General features: G+C 34.6%; 17 protein-coding genes. 14 read left to right on the top strand and 3 right to left on the bottom strand.

The genetic code is table 11. From position 1 onward, the window contains the following. The first annotated feature begins 108 nt into the window (after window positions 1-108). From BUA98_RS13895 to BUA98_RS13875, 5 genes are all read left to right on the top strand, one after another. Window positions 109-1,116: a PEP/pyruvate-binding domain-containing protein gene (locus BUA98_RS13895; protein ID WP_072973499.1), complete on the top strand. Its 1,008-nt coding sequence runs from the start codon at window positions 109-111 to the stop codon at window positions 1,114-1,116. Window positions 1,117-1,322: 206 nt separating this feature from the next. Next, window positions 1,323-2,510 carry a PAS domain-containing sensor histidine kinase gene (locus BUA98_RS13890; RefSeq protein ID WP_072973497.1) on the top strand — a complete coding sequence of 396 codons (1,188 nt, stop codon included), beginning with the start codon at window positions 1,323-1,325 and terminating at the stop codon, window positions 2,508-2,510. Continuing rightward, on the top strand, window positions 2,507-3,556 hold the full coding sequence (locus tag BUA98_RS13885) for a response regulator (RefSeq protein WP_072973495.1): 1,050 nt from the start codon (window positions 2,507-2,509) through the stop codon (window positions 3,554-3,556). The genes BUA98_RS13890 and BUA98_RS13885 overlap by 4 nt, the downstream gene beginning before the upstream one ends. Before the next feature lie 137 nt (window positions 3,557-3,693). Beyond that, complete coding sequence (locus BUA98_RS13880) at window positions 3,694-4,524, top strand: ATP cone domain-containing protein (protein WP_072973493.1); 831 nt, start codon at window positions 3,694-3,696, stop codon at window positions 4,522-4,524. Between the two features lies 1 nt (window position 4,525). Beyond that, a complete protein-coding gene (locus BUA98_RS13875; RefSeq protein ID WP_072973491.1) occupies window positions 4,526-5,881 on the top strand; it encodes an MBL fold metallo-hydrolase in 1,356 nt (451 codons plus the stop codon). Here BUA98_RS13875 and BUA98_RS13870 read toward each other — a convergent pair. Beyond that, window positions 5,878-8,382, bottom strand: a complete 2,505-nt coding sequence (locus BUA98_RS13870) for a cation-translocating P-type ATPase (protein WP_072973489.1) — start codon at window positions 8,380-8,382, stop codon at window positions 5,878-5,880. The genes BUA98_RS13875 and BUA98_RS13870 overlap by 4 nt on opposite strands. 539 nt (window positions 8,383-8,921) lie before the next feature. Between BUA98_RS13870 and BUA98_RS13865 the strand changes: the two genes are divergently transcribed. The 5 genes from BUA98_RS13865 to BUA98_RS13850 all read left to right on the top strand — a co-directional run bounded on the left by BUA98_RS13865 (window position 8,922) and on the right by BUA98_RS13850 (window position 11,880). After that, the gene (locus BUA98_RS13865; RefSeq protein ID WP_072973487.1) at window positions 8,922-9,446 is read left to right on the top strand and encodes a general stress protein; all 525 of its coding nucleotides are present in this window, start codon (window positions 8,922-8,924) and stop codon (window positions 9,444-9,446) included. A 54-nt stretch (window positions 9,447-9,500) separates the two neighbouring features. Beyond that, window positions 9,501-10,169: a BON domain-containing protein gene (locus BUA98_RS13860; RefSeq protein ID WP_072974087.1), complete on the top strand. Its 669-nt coding sequence runs from the start codon at window positions 9,501-9,503 to the stop codon at window positions 10,167-10,169. A gap of 112 nt (window positions 10,170-10,281) precedes the next feature. Beyond that, window positions 10,282-10,452 carry a hypothetical protein gene (locus BUA98_RS22365; protein WP_159433467.1) on the top strand — a complete coding sequence of 57 codons (171 nt, stop codon included), beginning with the start codon at window positions 10,282-10,284 and terminating at the stop codon, window positions 10,450-10,452. 49 nt (window positions 10,453-10,501) lie between these two features. After that, entirely contained in the window at window positions 10,502-10,981 is a 480-nt protein-coding gene (locus BUA98_RS13855) for a hypothetical protein (protein WP_072973485.1), read from the top strand. A 68-nt stretch (window positions 10,982-11,049) separates the two neighbouring features. Further along, window positions 11,050-11,880 (top strand): universal stress protein, encoded by an 831-nt coding sequence (locus BUA98_RS13850; RefSeq protein WP_072973484.1) that lies wholly within the window; start codon window positions 11,050-11,052, stop codon window positions 11,878-11,880. 76 nt (window positions 11,881-11,956) lie between these two features. Here the strand turns inward: BUA98_RS13850 and BUA98_RS22290 are convergent, their stop codons facing one another. After that, entirely contained in the window at window positions 11,957-12,136 is a 180-nt protein-coding gene (locus BUA98_RS22290; RefSeq protein ID WP_139257018.1) for a hypothetical protein, read from the bottom strand. 18 nt (window positions 12,137-12,154) lie between these two features. Beyond that, a complete protein-coding gene (locus BUA98_RS13845) occupies window positions 12,155-12,814 on the bottom strand; it encodes a BON domain-containing protein (protein ID WP_072973483.1) in 660 nt (219 codons plus the stop codon). Window positions 12,815-13,131: 317 nt separating this feature from the next. Here BUA98_RS13845 and BUA98_RS13840 point away from each other — a divergent pair, with 317 nt between their 5' ends. Genes BUA98_RS13840 through BUA98_RS13825 form a run of 4 tightly spaced genes read left to right on the top strand, consistent with a single transcriptional unit; the run spans window position 13,132 to window position 15,932 of the window. Further along, window positions 13,132-13,566, top strand: coding sequence for a thioredoxin family protein (locus tag BUA98_RS13840; RefSeq protein ID WP_072973482.1), 435 nt, complete (start codon window positions 13,132-13,134; stop codon window positions 13,564-13,566). A 40-nt stretch (window positions 13,567-13,606) separates the two neighbouring features. Then, the gene (locus BUA98_RS13835; protein WP_072973481.1) at window positions 13,607-14,500 is read left to right on the top strand and encodes an FAD:protein FMN transferase; all 894 of its coding nucleotides are present in this window, start codon (window positions 13,607-13,609) and stop codon (window positions 14,498-14,500) included. Beyond that, entirely contained in the window at window positions 14,497-14,730 is a 234-nt protein-coding gene (locus BUA98_RS13830) for a DUF4266 domain-containing protein (protein WP_056191669.1), read from the top strand. Before BUA98_RS13835 ends, BUA98_RS13830 begins: the two co-directional genes overlap by 4 nt. A 17-nt stretch (window positions 14,731-14,747) precedes the next feature. Continuing rightward, the gene (locus BUA98_RS13825) at window positions 14,748-15,932 is read left to right on the top strand and encodes a DUF3570 domain-containing protein (RefSeq protein WP_072973480.1); all 1,185 of its coding nucleotides are present in this window, start codon (window positions 14,748-14,750) and stop codon (window positions 15,930-15,932) included. The last annotated feature ends 28 nt before the right edge of the window (window positions 15,933-15,960 follow it).

The following is a 15,960-nucleotide window of genomic DNA, read 5'->3' as shown; positions in this document are numbered from 1 at the left end:
TTAAAGAACTGTCTTCGTTATGATAGACATCATTTCTGGAAATTCACCGTAAACCTATCTTTAGAAAAAATAAAAGGCGTAAATAAGCATGATCTAAAGAGATGGGAAATGAAAAAATATATTTTAAAATTTAGTGAAATTGGTATAGATGATATTGCTTTAGTCGGATCTAAAAATGCTTCACTCGCTGCAATGTATAACAATCTTATTCCATTAGGTATTAACATTCCAAATGGCTTTGCTATCACTATAAATTCTTATAAAGATTTCATTAACTATAATGATCTACGCCCATCATTAGGGCAGCTGATAGATCTCCTGGATAAAACTAAATTCACGAACTTAAAAGAAATTGGCCTGAAAGCCAGAAACCTGTTGTTAAATGCAAAATTCCCACTGGAACTTCAGACAGATATTTCGTCTGCTTACACGGGTTTATTTGGAGATAAAGACCTGGCAGTTGCCGTGCGAAGCATTGCTATAGCAGAAGATTTTCCCAATGCTAGTTTTATTGGACTGCACGATTCATTTTTAAATATAAAGAGAGCCATGCCGCTAATATATGCCGTTAAATGCTGCTTTGCATCATTTTATAACGACAGCGCCATAAAATATAGGGAAGATATGGGTTTTGATCATAATAACGTATTTCTTTCTATAGGTATCCAGCATATGGTTCGCTCTGATTTAGCTTGTTCCGGAATCGGATTTACGCTTGAACACGAGACGGGAATTCAGGATGTAATTCATATTTCAGGAACTTGGGGCTTGGGCGAAATAATTGTACAGAACGATATAACTCCTGATTCGTTTTTTGTTTTTAAGAGTTCTCTTAAAAACAACGAAAAAGTGATAATACAAAAAAAGCTTGGTTCTAAAACAAAGATGTTTGTTTACAATGATAATCTGATCGACATTAATTCTACTGTTATAAAGATGACACCTAGAAAATGGTATGAAAGATTTATCCTTGAAGACTCTGAAATCGAAAAACTCGCCCGTTGGGCTCTTGTAATAGAATCATATTATAATAAACCAATAGCTTTCGAATGGGCCAAAGACGGTCTCACCGGAGAACTTTACATCATTCAGGCAAGACCTGTAAACAGATCTTAGGGTACAGTTACAATATAACTTATTCAATTTCACCAAATTTTAGTTATGGCGCTATAAAATAGTATTTCATTAAACTCTTAAAGGTAGATATCATTGGGTAATTCTAACATAAATACGGATCGTCTTTCGTCCGTTAATTAAACAAATAATACCCTGATTATCAAAAACATTTCACGATATTTGTTATACCAAAAACCGATTGTTACATGAAAAACCAGGCGCTTTTAAATGCAATAATTGAAAATGCGATCGATGGAATCATTACGATAAACGAAAAAGGAATTGTAGAATCCATAAATCCTTCAGCATGCAGACTTTTTTTGTATAATCCGGAAGAAGTTATTGGTAAAAATATCTCCGTTTTAATGCCCTCTCCTGATCGGGAAAAACACGATTCTTATATAGAAAGTTATAAGTCCTCAGGAATTCCTCATATCATAGGACATGACAGAGATGTACTGGGGAGAAAAAAAGATGGTAATATATTTCCTTTCCGACTTGGCGTGAGCGAGGTTAAATTTGAAGGTGAACGAATTTTTGCCGGTTTTATTCACGATATGAGTAACCAAAAAGAAGCCGAAAACCGGCTAATGCAATACACACAGCATTTAGAGGAACTTGTTAAAGACCGTACACAGACGTTAAATGAAACCATTGAGGCCTTAACCGTCACACAAGAAGAAGTTAACAACACTCTGGAAAAAGAAAAAGAACTCAATAAAATTAAAAGCCGACTATTATCAATGGCTTCACATGAATTTAGAACACCGCTGAGCACTATTCAACTTTCTACTTCTTTGATTCAGCGATATTCAGAAAATACAAACAATCCAAAAATTGAAACGCATATTCTTAAAATAAAAAGTGCGATTGCTAATCTAACTGCAATTCTGGATGATTTTCTACTACTTGAAAAAGCAGAATCCAATAAAATTGCTCTTCAAATATCCTTATTTGATCTACAGGATTTTATAAGAGAAATTATAGGAGAGCTTAAGCTTCTTACTAAGAAAAGACAAAAAATAATTAACATCCCAAATACCGACAACAATCTGGTTAATCTGGATAAAAATCTACTCAAGAATTGTATCATTAACCTGGTATCTAATGCAATCAAATATTCAGGTGAAGAAACTGAAATTGAGCTCTGGACTTCAATTAATAGTACCACAGTAACGATTAATGTAAAGGACAATGGTATTGGCATACCTGAGGAAGATCAGAAACATTTATTTGAAGCCTTTTTTAGGGCACACAACACAGGAAATATTCCCGGTACAGGACTTGGACTACATATTGTGTCTCGTTATGTATCACTAATGAACGGCTCAATTTCCTTTAAAAGTGCTATTGATAAAGGAACTTTGTTTACTATTGAATTACCTCGTTTATGACTACCATACTTATAATTGAAGACAACGACAATATCAGAGAAAATATCGTCGAGATACTCGAGCTTTCAGGATATGAGGCTCTTGCCGCAAACAATGGGAAAATTGGAGTTGAAATAGCGCTTAAAATTTTCCCGGATATTATATTATGTGATATCATGATGCCTGAACTTGATGGCTATGGTGTATTGCATATTCTACAAAAGCACCCGAAAACACAAAACATTCCTGTTATATTTTTAACAGCAAAAGCAGAAAGAGCTGATATCCGAAAAGGTATGGAGCTGGGAGTCGACGATTATCTGACTAAACCATTTGATGACACAGAACTTTTGCGTGCTATAGAAGCGAGACTAAAAAAGAGAGAACAACAACAATTATTTTACGGACAAACTGCAGAAAACCTCAACACTATTATCTCTAAAGAAGATGGGCTCATCAAACTAAAAGAAATAATGCTGGAACGCAGCACCCGACAGTATAAAAAGAATCAATACATTCATTACGAAGGCGATCATGTCATAGGTATTTATTACATCATTAGTGGAAAAGTTAAAACCGTTAAGCTGACTGAAGAAGGCCGTGAACTCATTACAGGTATTTATAAAGAAAATGATTATCTCGACATCAGCATCTTATTTTCTACTGACACTTATAACGACACCACTATTGCCTTAGAAGACACCGTTTTAAGTTTTTTACCAACAGAACAACTCGACAAACTTCTTTTTCTTTACCCTGATGTCGGTGCCAAATTCATCAAGATTCTTGCAAATGATATGCGGGAAAAGGAGCTCCGCCTTTTGCAAATTGCTTATATGTCAGTACGAAAAAGAATAGCACAGGGTATTGTACATTTAGTACTGCAGCACAGTGCCGATGGCTCTAGTATTAAATTCAGCCGTGATGATCTTGCCGCATTTTCCGGCACTTCTCCTGAAACCGTTAGTCGCACCTTAAGCGATTTTAAAGAAGAAGGATTAATTGAAAAAACCGCCAGTACTATTCTGGTACTTAATTTAGAAAAACTACGTAAACTAAAGAACTAATGCTTCATTGTGATCAGGATCACTTTCTTAAGTGACTCTCATCATGCCATCTCATAATAATCTGTTCTAATTTTGATTAACAATTCAATAAATGTTTAATCAAAATTACTGGATCAGCCGTAAAACAATTCAATAACATGAAAGTAATTAAGCACTCTGGGCATGTTGTACCTTTTGATATAGAAAAATTAAAACGGTCCCTGCAAAAATCTGGAGCGGCCCCTGACCTCATCAAAGAATGTCTGGAGCTAATTCAAAAGCAAATGTATGAAGGTATGACAACCAAAGAAATTTATAAACTGGCCTTTGCGATCTTAAAAAAAGCATCAAACGGAGATGCTGCGCGCTACAACCTTCGCTACGCACTACAAATGCTTGGTCCGGCTGGTTTTTTCTTTGAAAAGTTTATTTCACGATTATATGCCGCAGAAGGATTTAAAACCAGAACAAATTTAACCCTTCAGGGAAAATGTGTCTCGCACGAAGTAGATATTGCGCTGAAAAAAGAGAACAGCATTTGGATGGTAGAATGTAAATTTCACAGCAGCAGAGAAGGCGCTTCAGATGTAAAAGTTCCCATGTATATTCTTTCCCGTTTTAATGATCTCAAGGTAAAACAGCATACTATTTTTAGCGGCAGTGAAAGCATAGTATCCTGCAAAATAGTGACCAATAACAGATTTACAAAAGATGCCGAAAATTTTGCCAGCTGCAGCGGAATTGAACTTTTAAGTTGGGATTATCCTAAAGACAACAGCATCAAAAATAAAATAGATCACGGATCGCTTTACCCACTTACCTGCCTCACCACACTAACTGTAGCCGAAAAAGAAAAACTACTTATTCTGGATCAAATACTTGTAAAAGATCTTATTAATGATTCTAAAAGTCTTCATAAAATAGGACTTAGTGATAATCGAATCAGAAACGTATTGAAAGAAGCTTCACAAATTTGTAAACTTATTTAAAATGAAAATAAAATTTATAGGAGGTGCCGGAACTGTAACGGGTTCAAAAACACTCATTGAAAGCAATGGTATTAGGATATTGGTTGATTGTGGGCTGTTTCAGGGGCTAAAATCACTCCGGGAATATAACTGGGAACCTCTGCCTGTTTTACCTTCTACCATAGATTATGTGCTTCTTACCCATGGCCATTTAGATCATTGCGGATGGCTTCCAAGACTAGTTGCACAAGGATTTACAGGCAAAATATATTGTACTTCTCCTACCAGAGACGTGGCAAAACTTGTTCTTTTAGATAGTGCTAAAATTCAGGAAGAAGAAGCCAATAAAGCAAACAAAGAACATTATTCAAAACATGAAAAGGCTGAACCTCTCTACACAGTAAAGGAAGCAGAAGCTGTGCTTCCTCTTTTTAAAATAATACAACCCAAAATATCGGTAATTGTAGACAATAATATTGCTGCCGTTTTTTCAGTTGCAGGGCACATAATAGGCGCTTGCAGCATCACACTCACACTCGAAGATAAAACGTTAGTTTTTTCCGGTGACATAGGACGTGATGATGATGTACTAATGTTTCCGCCAACAAAACCTGAAAATGCCGATTATCTGTTTTTGGAAAGTACCTATGGCAATCGCCTTCATCCTGATCTTGATGTAAAGAAAGAACTGGAAACCTATATTAATACAACTGTAGAACAAAAAGGAACGGTGATTATTCCGGGCTTTGCCGTTGAGCGGGCACAATCAATAATGTATCTTTTATGGCAGCTTAAAAAAGAAGGCAGAATCCCAAACATACCATATATTCTTGACACTCCAATGGGCGCCAATGTACTGGATATTTTTCTGGAGAATATGAAATGGCATAAGCTCTCCCAAAATGATTGTAGTGAAATGAGTAAGATGTTTAAAATAGTATCTGAATTTGAGCAGACCTTACGCATCATTGAAGATCCTCAGCCAAAAGTAATCCTTGCTGCTAGTGGAATGGTTACAGGAGGACGGGTACTATCCTATTTTGAACATTATATTGGCCTTGAAAAAACAACTGTTATAATGGTCGGTTACCAGGCTGAGGGCACACGTGGAAGAAAACTTCTTGATGGTGCTGATGAAATTAAAATATATGGAAAATATTATACCGTTGAGGCTAAAATACAGCTGATAGAAGGACTCTCTGCTCATGGCGATCAGGAAGATCTTATCAACTGGCTTTCCGCTCTAAATAACACCCCAAAATGTATCTATTTAGTGCATGGAGAAAACATTCCTGCAGATGAATTACGAATAAAAATTCAGGAGCGTTATGGATTTAAATGCAGTGTTCCCTTGATGGGAAATGAAATTGAAATTTAGATTTCTTTTCTGTTTCTTCTGAAATATTTTACAACCTCAAACCATAACACAGATAATACCCCTGTAAAAAGGCACAACATCAATTCAGAGAATGTGATAATTTCAAAACTAAAGAGAGAACGCAAAAAAGGAATTACAAAGAGTACTATATTCAAAACTAAGGTAATAGCTATTATTATTGAAACCAGAATGTTTTTATAACGAAGTGTAACCCATAAAGGATATTTAAAAGAACGGTTTACAAGTGTAAGTATCACATTGGCTGTAATTAGAGTCAAAAAAACCATACTTCGCGTTTTAGCTTCTCCAAATTGATGCAGTACTGACCACTGATAAATAAATAACAATCCTACCGTTATAAAAACCCCTTGCAAAATACTTATTAAAAGTTCTTTTGCATTAAAAAATGTAGCAGTTAATTGTCTTGGCCCTCTTTGCATCGTATCTGCTTCAGCAGGTTCGTTTTCATATATAATCGAGCAAGTCGGCCCCATGATAAGTTCGAGTAAAATCACATGAAGCGGATTAAATATATTGGGATAAATCCACCCTAAAGCCAATGGAATAAAAACAATCAGAATGATTGGAATATGGATTGAGATAATATATTGAATTGCCTTTTTTAGATTCGCATAAATCTTTCTCCCTATAGCGACAGCCTCAGTCATTTTAGAAAGGTCATCTTCTACTAAAATTAATGAGGCGGCATCTTTTGCTATTGCTGTGCCTTTTTTGCCCATCGCAATACCGATATGCGCTGCCTTGAGCGATGGACCATCATTTACACCATCACCGGTCATCGCTACAATTTGTCCATTTGCTTTCAAAGCGTTGACAATTCTTAATTTGGCATCAGGAAACATTCGGCTAAATACATTAATGTCCATGACTTTACTTTGCAGTTCTGTATCGCTCAGTTTCATAAGTTCATCTCCCGTAATCGATTTATCAGAACCCTGAAAACCTATTTCTTTAGCTATGGCATTTGTTGTAATGGCGTTATCACCTGTAATGATCTTTACTCCTATTCCGGCATTGTAAAAAGATTCCAGCACCTGCGCAATGTTATCTTTAGGCGGGTCATAAAAAGCCAATAATCCTTTAAAATCAAAAGAAATTTCCTGTTGTGTTTCAGGATAACTATCGCCTTGCAAATTTCCTTTTGCCACACCAAGTACCCTGTAACCTTTACTTGCTAATTTGGTCACAGCAATTATTATATTATTTTTTTGCTCAGATGAAAAATCACAAACCTCTAAAATGGCCTCGGGTGCTCCTTTTGCTGCAATTATACGATTACCTGTTTCGTCTACAAAAACATGAGTCATCATAGGCGGCTTACCTGATAAAGGATATTCATGAATCATTTTAAAATTACCTCTCAGATCTGTATCAGTATATTTTTTATAGGCATTGTGCAGGGCAATTTCCATAGGATCAAAAGCGATTGGTTCGCTTGCCCACATAGCGGTAGTGATAAGATCATCAGTTTCTTTTATTTCTCTAAAAGTATTTACTTCTGCCTCTGAACCTGACGGTAGGTAAAGACCTGCCAATTCCATTTTATTCTGCGTTATTGTACCGGTTTTATCTGTACAAATAATAGTAGCACTTCCCAAGGTTTCCACCGTTTTCATCTGTTTGACCACAATACCCATCTTCATAAGCCGGCGCGCCCCTAATGCCATAAAGGTTGTAAATGCAACCGGAATTTCTTCAGGCAATATACTCATAGCCAGAGTAAGTGCTACCATAAGACTTCCTAAAACATTCCCCATTCTTGAATAGTTTATAGCCCAGACCAAAATAAAAACTAAGACTCCGGCAAAAACCATTTTTTTTATAAAATTTCCTATCTGAAGCTCTAATGGCGTTTTTTCCTCAGTAATAGCTCCAAGGCTGCTTCCTATTTTCCCTAATCTTGTTTGATTTCCTATCTCTGTAATTTTAATGATAGCTAATCCGCTGACAACGGTAGTTCCGGAAAAAACTTTATTATCTTCTTTTTCTTTATCCTTAAAAACAGTCATCGATTCACCGGTAAGTATCGATTCATTTACCGAAAAATCATTAGAGCGCACAATGATTCCGTCAGCAGGAATCAATCCTCCTTCTTCAATAATAACGAGGTCGCCTACAACTATATCCTGTGTTTTAATATTTTGCTGCTTTCCTTCCCGAATAACTTTGCATAAAGGCTCTGTAAATTGCTGTAATTTAGCCAAAGCATTTTGGCTCCTCTTTTCCTGATAAAGTGATATTGTTGCAATTAATAAAATTGAAAAGGTTAGAAATATAGCATCACTATATTGACTATTGATAAAATAAATTCCCGCAGCAACGAGCAATAAAAGAATCATTGGTTCTGCAAATATGCTTTTGAGAAAAGCGATAAACCTGTTTTCCTTTTTATAGTTATACTTATTAATCCCAAATCTTTTTCTAAAATCCGTTACTTCATCAAAACTAAGTCCTTGTAATTCTTGCAGATTCGTATTCATAGGATAGATGGATAAATTAAGTCAAAGTATAATACATTAAATATACAAAATAAGTTTTCTATTAGACTGCTACTGCAAGGTATTGAAACAGAACGATTATCATTACTCTGGGATAACTGCTGAAAATATATGCGATCGTAATTTCAAACCTTCTTTCCCGTGCAAATCTCCTTGACATTCTTGTGAAGTTTCCGTAAAAACGTTTTTTATAAACAATCTCTATCGCTTCTACTAAAGGAAGTCATTAGTAATACTAATTACGAGCTAAATTAATTCATATCGGTGTCCAACTAAATGACCTTCATCATACGCTATAAATAATATATTTTACTAATAATCAAAAAAAATTGAATTCGAAAAAGTGTCAAAATTCATTTTCATAAATGATTAAGATCATTTTTATTTTCTATGTTTTAATGGAAATTTACTAAAGAAATCAAACTGACTTTTTAATCCAATTCATGAAATTCAGATAGAAGTACTATAGACCATAGATAAAACTTAACCTAAAATTTCATCCTAATTAAAAATAACTAACCATGGAAAATCAAAAACTACTTGTAGCAAATTATAAAACGCAGCAACAGGCTGAAGATGCTATCAAAAAACTAAAAAAAAGCGGTTATAACATTACAAAATTATCAATAATAGGAACAGATTGTTATATGGAACAAAGTGTACTTGGATATTTTAATATTTATGATAAAATGGAAAAATGGAGTACTACAGGGTTATTTGCCATTGGTTTATGTGGTCTTTTACTTGGATTACTTTTCATTTTTAATTTTACAGCAAGTCTTCCTTATTTTCGAATCCCCATTATATATGCTTGTGTGGCCATACTCTTAGGTGCTATGCTCCCGCTAATTGGCATGGGGTTTTCTAGAGAAAAAAGCATTAAATATAAAACAGAAGTAAAAGCGCGAAAATTTGTGCTTTTTGCTCAGGAAACGAATGCTGAAATTGAAGTGATACAAAGCATACTACAAATACACCTCCCTAAAGAAAATTCTAAGGCAGAAAAAGAAAACCAACATTTATTTGGGAATGAAATAATCTATTAACCAAACTATTTAAAATCAGTCAATTTTATTATTAACTATCAAAATGAAATGAAAATGAAAACAAATGAAGAGTTACAAAGAGATGTACAGAATGCTATAAAATGGGAACCAAAGCTACATGCCGCAGAGATTGGTGTAACGGCAAAAGATGGCGTCGTAACACTGATGGGAAATGTAGATGCGTATTTCAAAAAAACGGAAGCCGAAAATGCTGCTAAAAATGTTGATGGTGTAAAAGCAGTTGTTGAAGAAATTGAGGTGAGATATTCTAACAGTGCCAAGTCCGATGAAGATATAGCACATGATGTTCTAATAGCTTTGATTGATAATTGGAATGTTCCTCAGGAAAATATACAAGTGAAAGTAGAGAAAGGATGGGTCACTCTTGATGGGCAAGTTACCTGGAACTATCAAAAAGAAGCTGCCGAGAAGTGTATCGGGCATCTTATCGGAGTAAAAGGTGTCACAAATCATATCAAAATTAAAGCTGAAATACAAAATGAGATTGAGAAAAAAATGGTTCAAAGAGCTTTAGCCAGCAACTGGACGTTACATTCTGAGAACATTTTCATAAAAGTAGATGGAACAAAAGTTACTTTAACAGGCGTTGTATCCTCTCTTTTTCAAAAAGATCTGGCAGAAAAAATAGTATGGAAAACACCTGGTATTTGGTTTGTAGACAACCAACTCGTTGTAGAACAAACCTATACGCCTGTACTATAAATTGAAAGAGGGAGATTAATTACAAAAACAGAAAAACCTATAGCGTTTAAATTAACGTAAACGCGATAGGTTACTAATCGATGGTTTAAAAAGTAACTTAAAACTAAATATTATGACACCAGGTTTTATCATATTAATCTTTAGCGGTATTATCGTTTTAATTATGCTTATATATGTTTTCATACAAAACAATAAAGACAGAAAAGAATACGAAAAGGAATTAAACACCCCTTCAAATCTGTACGACGATAAATCTGAAGTGAACGACACAGATAAATTTTAGCAAGTACTTTGCTTGTATTCTTTTACACCAATTTACAAATAGTATAAAAATGAAAACTATCACAATTTATATCCTGTTTTTTATTACTACGGTGCTGCTACTAATAAATCGTTATACGCCGCTTTATATTAATAATTCACTGCTTCATTTTATAATCCTTTTTATTTCAGCAGTCACGTTTACGTTTAGTATTGGATTGGTTATCGGAAAGTTAAAAACCCTGAAATCAAGGTTATTAATTGTACTAGTTGTTGGGATTATTTGCTTTACACACTCTTTTTTAAGCTGGGGCGGTGACTGGAAAACACAAACAATTCTGTATCGAAACCAGACTAATGATCGTAAAAATATAGAGTTTCAAATGCGGGGTGATCGTTTTTCGTTTGGATACAAAAAACGTGTTGTAAACAGATTAAAATTGCTACCCGGATTTGACTGGACTACAGATGTTGACACCGCAACTATCGATCACAGACAATGGAAAAAAATGAATCTTTATATCAATGAAATGAAGTTTGCTTCTAAATAATACTGAATGGCTTTTCATTCGAAAATAAAATAACTGCCTCGCAAAGCAGTATATAAAATCTTAAAAACATGAAAAAAATACTTGTTACAACCGACTTATCCCATAGCTCTAAAGTGGCGGTACGATTTGCGATACAGCTTGCCTCGCAGACAGGTTACGAACTTACATTTATATATGTAAATACGTCCATTATAATTGATCCCTTTTCAGCTGTTACTTTTGTTGGTCTTCCTGAACCGGATAATAAAATACAGGAAAAAGCCTTAATAAAATTTATACATACTTTATACAGGCAAACTAGTAAACAGCCTGGTAAAATAAATTATATAGCCGAAAATAAACTAGATGTAAATGAAGCCATTTTAGATTGTGCCAAAAGAATTAAAGCTGATTATATCTGTATGAGTACAAGAGGTGGCGGTCTTGTAAACAAAATATTAGGCAGTCATACTACCCGAATTTTACATGACTCACCTGTTCCGGTATTTGTTGTACCAAGACATTATCGAATAAAACATTTAAATAATACGCTATACCCATCTGACCTAGAAAATATAGATACTGAGCTACCACTTATTAAAAAATTTGCTGCTTCATTTAATGCCTCAATTGAAGTATACCATTATGATTATTTTACAGAGGAGGAAGAAATCAATAAAAAGTTAAATAAAATAGAACATAAATTTAAAGCTGATAACTTATCTTTTCATTTCAAAAAATTAAATCCAGAATCATCTTTGCTGCGACATTTACAGATAGATCTTATGAAAATCAAGCCTTCTATCATCACTATGTTTGCTAAGGAAAATCGAAATTGGTTCGGGCAACTTTTTGAACCGTTGAAAACTGCTGAAAAAGGTTTTAATACCAGGACACCAATGCTTGTATTTAGAAAGTAATAATTGGCCGGTAAATCAATAAAATCTGATTTTCCGGCCAATTTATTATTTAGTTTTTCCTAGAGTGAACTGCTTTCTATTTAATACTATCAGATTCTTTGTTTAGAGCGAACCATTCGTTCAATGTCTGCTGTTCAATATTTTCAGATACCATTAATGAATCTGAATCAGTGCCATTTTCAATTGTCGAAGATTTATTCTGACAGGAATTCAACAGCACCGTTATGATCACTAGTATGCTAAGTTTTACCCTCATAATTATTTCTGTTGTACATCAATTCAATTCTACCAATAGTTCATTATCAACATAACATACTCCCGGTGTGTTCCAGGCAATTCTTTCTGCTTCTTCCTTTTGAAAAAGAGATTCGACTATACCACTTAGAATTATAGTCTTCTCATCAACCCTAACTCTGATATTGTCAATATCAAGGAGCCAGCTGCGACGAAGCGCTTTCTCAACGAATTCCTTTTGCAATTCATTCTTTATTTCCGCCTCAATCTTTATGTTGTCAATTACGCCCCGTACACCCTCCAGATAACGAATAGCGCTCTCTGCTGCTTTTCTTTGAAAATCCCAATGCAGTATACCATCAAGCGTGACCCACCCGTCTTTAACAGTCACTTTTATCATATGATTTGGAACTGCCCAGTTTTCTTGTAAAGCATGCGCTACTGAAGAAGTAATTTCCTGGTCGCTCCTAATAGCTGAAAAAAACAGATCAACTTTAATAGCATCAACAACTGCCTTTACTCCAGAAATGTTTTTAACAGCTTTTGCAGCCTCCTTTTTCTGTGCATAATTATCCACAGTTCCTCCCAATGTAACAATACCGTCATGAGCCTTTACATCAATATCATTTGAATGTAAAAGAGGTTCCCATTTGATTGTTTCACTTACTTCTTTTTCTAAAATAGTATCACTTTTTTTCATGGCAAAAATTTTATTGTTTTAAAATTGACTGATAACACATAATGCATTTTAGTCTCTTATAATAAAGTAAAATTGAAAAAAAATGATTGAAAAAAAAATGATGCACATCAGTCTCAAAAGTGATGCAAATCATTATTCTTAATTAAGAGAGCTAATACATTTACCCGAAGAATTAAGATAATATTAAAATGAATTGAACACCTAAAAAAGATTTGTTTTCTCGTCCAGTAAAAAATTAATCTAATCTTAAGCAAATAAAAAAAATAAGATATACAACAATTCGTTATTTCGTAAATACCTAAAAACAAGACTTTAAAATGAAACTAATTACCTTATTCCTTTTATTGACAGTAATTCCTATAAATTGGGAACCTGACTTTAATAATGCAAAAAAAAATGCAAAGGAAAAACACGAACTGATTCTGCTCAATTTTTCCGGATCGGATTGGTGTGGTCCTTGTATTGTTCTTCGCAGGGATTATTTAGAGAGTCAGGTATTTACTGACATGGCTAACTCAAATTTAGTATTGGTAAATGCTGATTTTCCAAGAAAAAAGAAAAATATCGGTACAACGGAACAGGTAAAACGAAACGAAGATTTAGCCGAAATTTATAATAAAGAAGGTAGTTTCCCCTTAACTCTTCTTCTTGATGCTGATGGCAAAGTACTTAAAACCTGGCACGGCAAACCTGAAACTACACCTGAACAATGGACTGCAGAAATAAAAGCGATCTGTGATAGCAAAAAATAACATATTAAAAAATCAAAAATATTCGCAATCCCTTAAACTCATGGGAAACAACTTTACTATTACAGTTGTAGCCGGAAATGAGAAAACAGGAAATGAGAATATCAATCTTGCCATTGAAGAAATCAGAAGGATCGAAAAACTGTTCACTACTTATAAAGAGGACAGTCAAACCAATCTCATAAATCAAAATGCAGGAATAAAACCTGTCAAAGTAGATCAGGAGGTCTTTAATCTTATTGAAAGAGCTGCGGGAATTTCGAAAATTACACAAGGAGCTTTTGATATTTCGTATGGAAGTTTGGACAAAAGTCTGTGGAATTTTGACAAAACAATGACCAGTCTTCCTGACCCTCAGACAGCAAAAAAAATGGTACATCTTATTGATTACCGAAATATTATTCTTGATAAACAGAATTGTACCGTTTTTCTAAAAGAAAAAGGAATGCGGATTGGTTTTGGTGGTATCGGAAAAGGATATGCTGCAGAAATGGCAAAACAAGTACTGCTTAAAAATAATATCCAGAGTGGTATTATTAATGCCAGTGGAGATCTTTGTGCCTGGGGACTACAGCCAAACGGTCAAAAATGGACTATTGGTGTAGCCAATCCTGACGCCCCGAATGCTGCTTTTTCTTATATGGAAATATCCAACAAGGCAGTTGCCACTTCTGGAAATTATGAAAAATTCGTAACCATCAAAGGAAAAAAATATTCGCATACCATTGATCCAAAAACGGGACTTCCAATAACAGGAATAAAAAGTGTTACCATTATCGCTTCAAATGCTGAATTTGCTGATGCAATGGCCACTCCAATAGCCGTTATGGGAATTAAAGCGGGACTGTTTCTAATTGACCAGATTCCGGATCTATATTGTATTATTATCGACGACAACAATAAAATTTACACTTCAAAAAACATCAATCTGAAATGAAAAAGCCAAAACAAAAAGCGCTCGTATTATTATGTAGCATTGCTTTTACAGGCATTCTACTCACCTCCTGTACTTCGGTAAAAGAATACCAAAAAGGAAAAATCAACGATTCTGAAATGGTACTTTCTAACAGGAAAATCGAAAAGACAGAACTCAGCTTTCAATCCTACCGTGAAGGAGCTTCCGGAGCAAATTCAGGAAAAAGCGGCGGCGGCTGCGGTTGTAACTAATTTTCATAAAATTAAAAATGAAAAGAATATTCATAACAGGATTTGCTTTATTGGCATTATTTCAATCAAGAGCGCAAAATGTTCCTACTGATTCTACCAGTTATAAAAGCAAAAAATTAAAATTAGAAGAAGTAAATCTGGTTTCGAGTTATTATAGCCAGGACGGCAATAATTCAGCCGTTACAGGAGGAATTGGCTCAGAACATCTTACTGACATTGCCAATACTATTGATGTTAAATTAGTCAAGTACGGAGAAACGGGTATCAAGCATACCTTTGATATTGAAGCCGGTATTGATCACTATACCTCTGCATCATCAGATATGATTGATTTGAGTGCCAATTCATCGGCTTCATCTTCTGATAATCGTTTTTATCCCTCTTTGACTTATTTCAGAGAAAATGAAGAAAAAGGGCAAACAATCGGAATTGGCGTATCATCATCAACCGAATTTGATTATCAGTCTTTTGGAGGAAATATCAGTTTCTCACAAAAAACAAAAGACAAAAACGGAGAATTTACAGCTAAGTTTCAAACCTTTATCGATCAGTTAAAACTAATTGAACCAGTTGAACTTCGTCCGGCCGGAAGCGAAGGCTATGACAGTGCCAATAGAAATACTTTTGCAGGAACGCTAAGTTACGCTCAAGTAGTAAACAAAAATCTGCAAATAATGATATTGGGTGATGTTATCAGTCAAAATGGTTATTTGAGCCTTCCATTTCACAGGGTTTATTTTGAAGATGGTTCTGTTCATCAGGAAAAAATGCCGGATACCAGACTGAAAATTCCACTAGGAATCCGTGCCAGTTATTTCGTAGGGGACAATGTAATTATCCGCGCTTACTACAGGTATTATACCGATGACTGGAGTTTAAAAGCCCATACCGCTGATCTTGAAATTCCGGTAAAACTAACACAGGCATTCTCTCTGAGTCCGTTTTATAGATATTATACTCAAACCGGAACGAAGTATTTCAAACCATATGGTGAACATACTGCTGCCGATGAATACTACACCAGTAATTATGATTTATCAAAGTTTGACAGTAGTTTCTTTGGAATGGGTATGAAGTTTACGCCGTTAAATGGAATCTTCGGACTTAAACACTGGAATACTTTAGAACTTCGTTATGGTCATTATACAAGAACGACAAATATGACTTCGGATATTATTAGTATTAACATAAAGTATAAATAATTAATACAAACCGAGTCTGAAAATTAAT

It is taken from the genome of Flavobacterium saccharophilum (assembly GCF_900142735.1).
GTDB lineage: Bacteria > Bacteroidota > Bacteroidia > Flavobacteriales > Flavobacteriaceae > Flavobacterium > Flavobacterium saccharophilum.
Note: the sequence above shows the minus strand (reverse complement) of the source record. Positions and strands in the feature narration are given on the sequence as shown.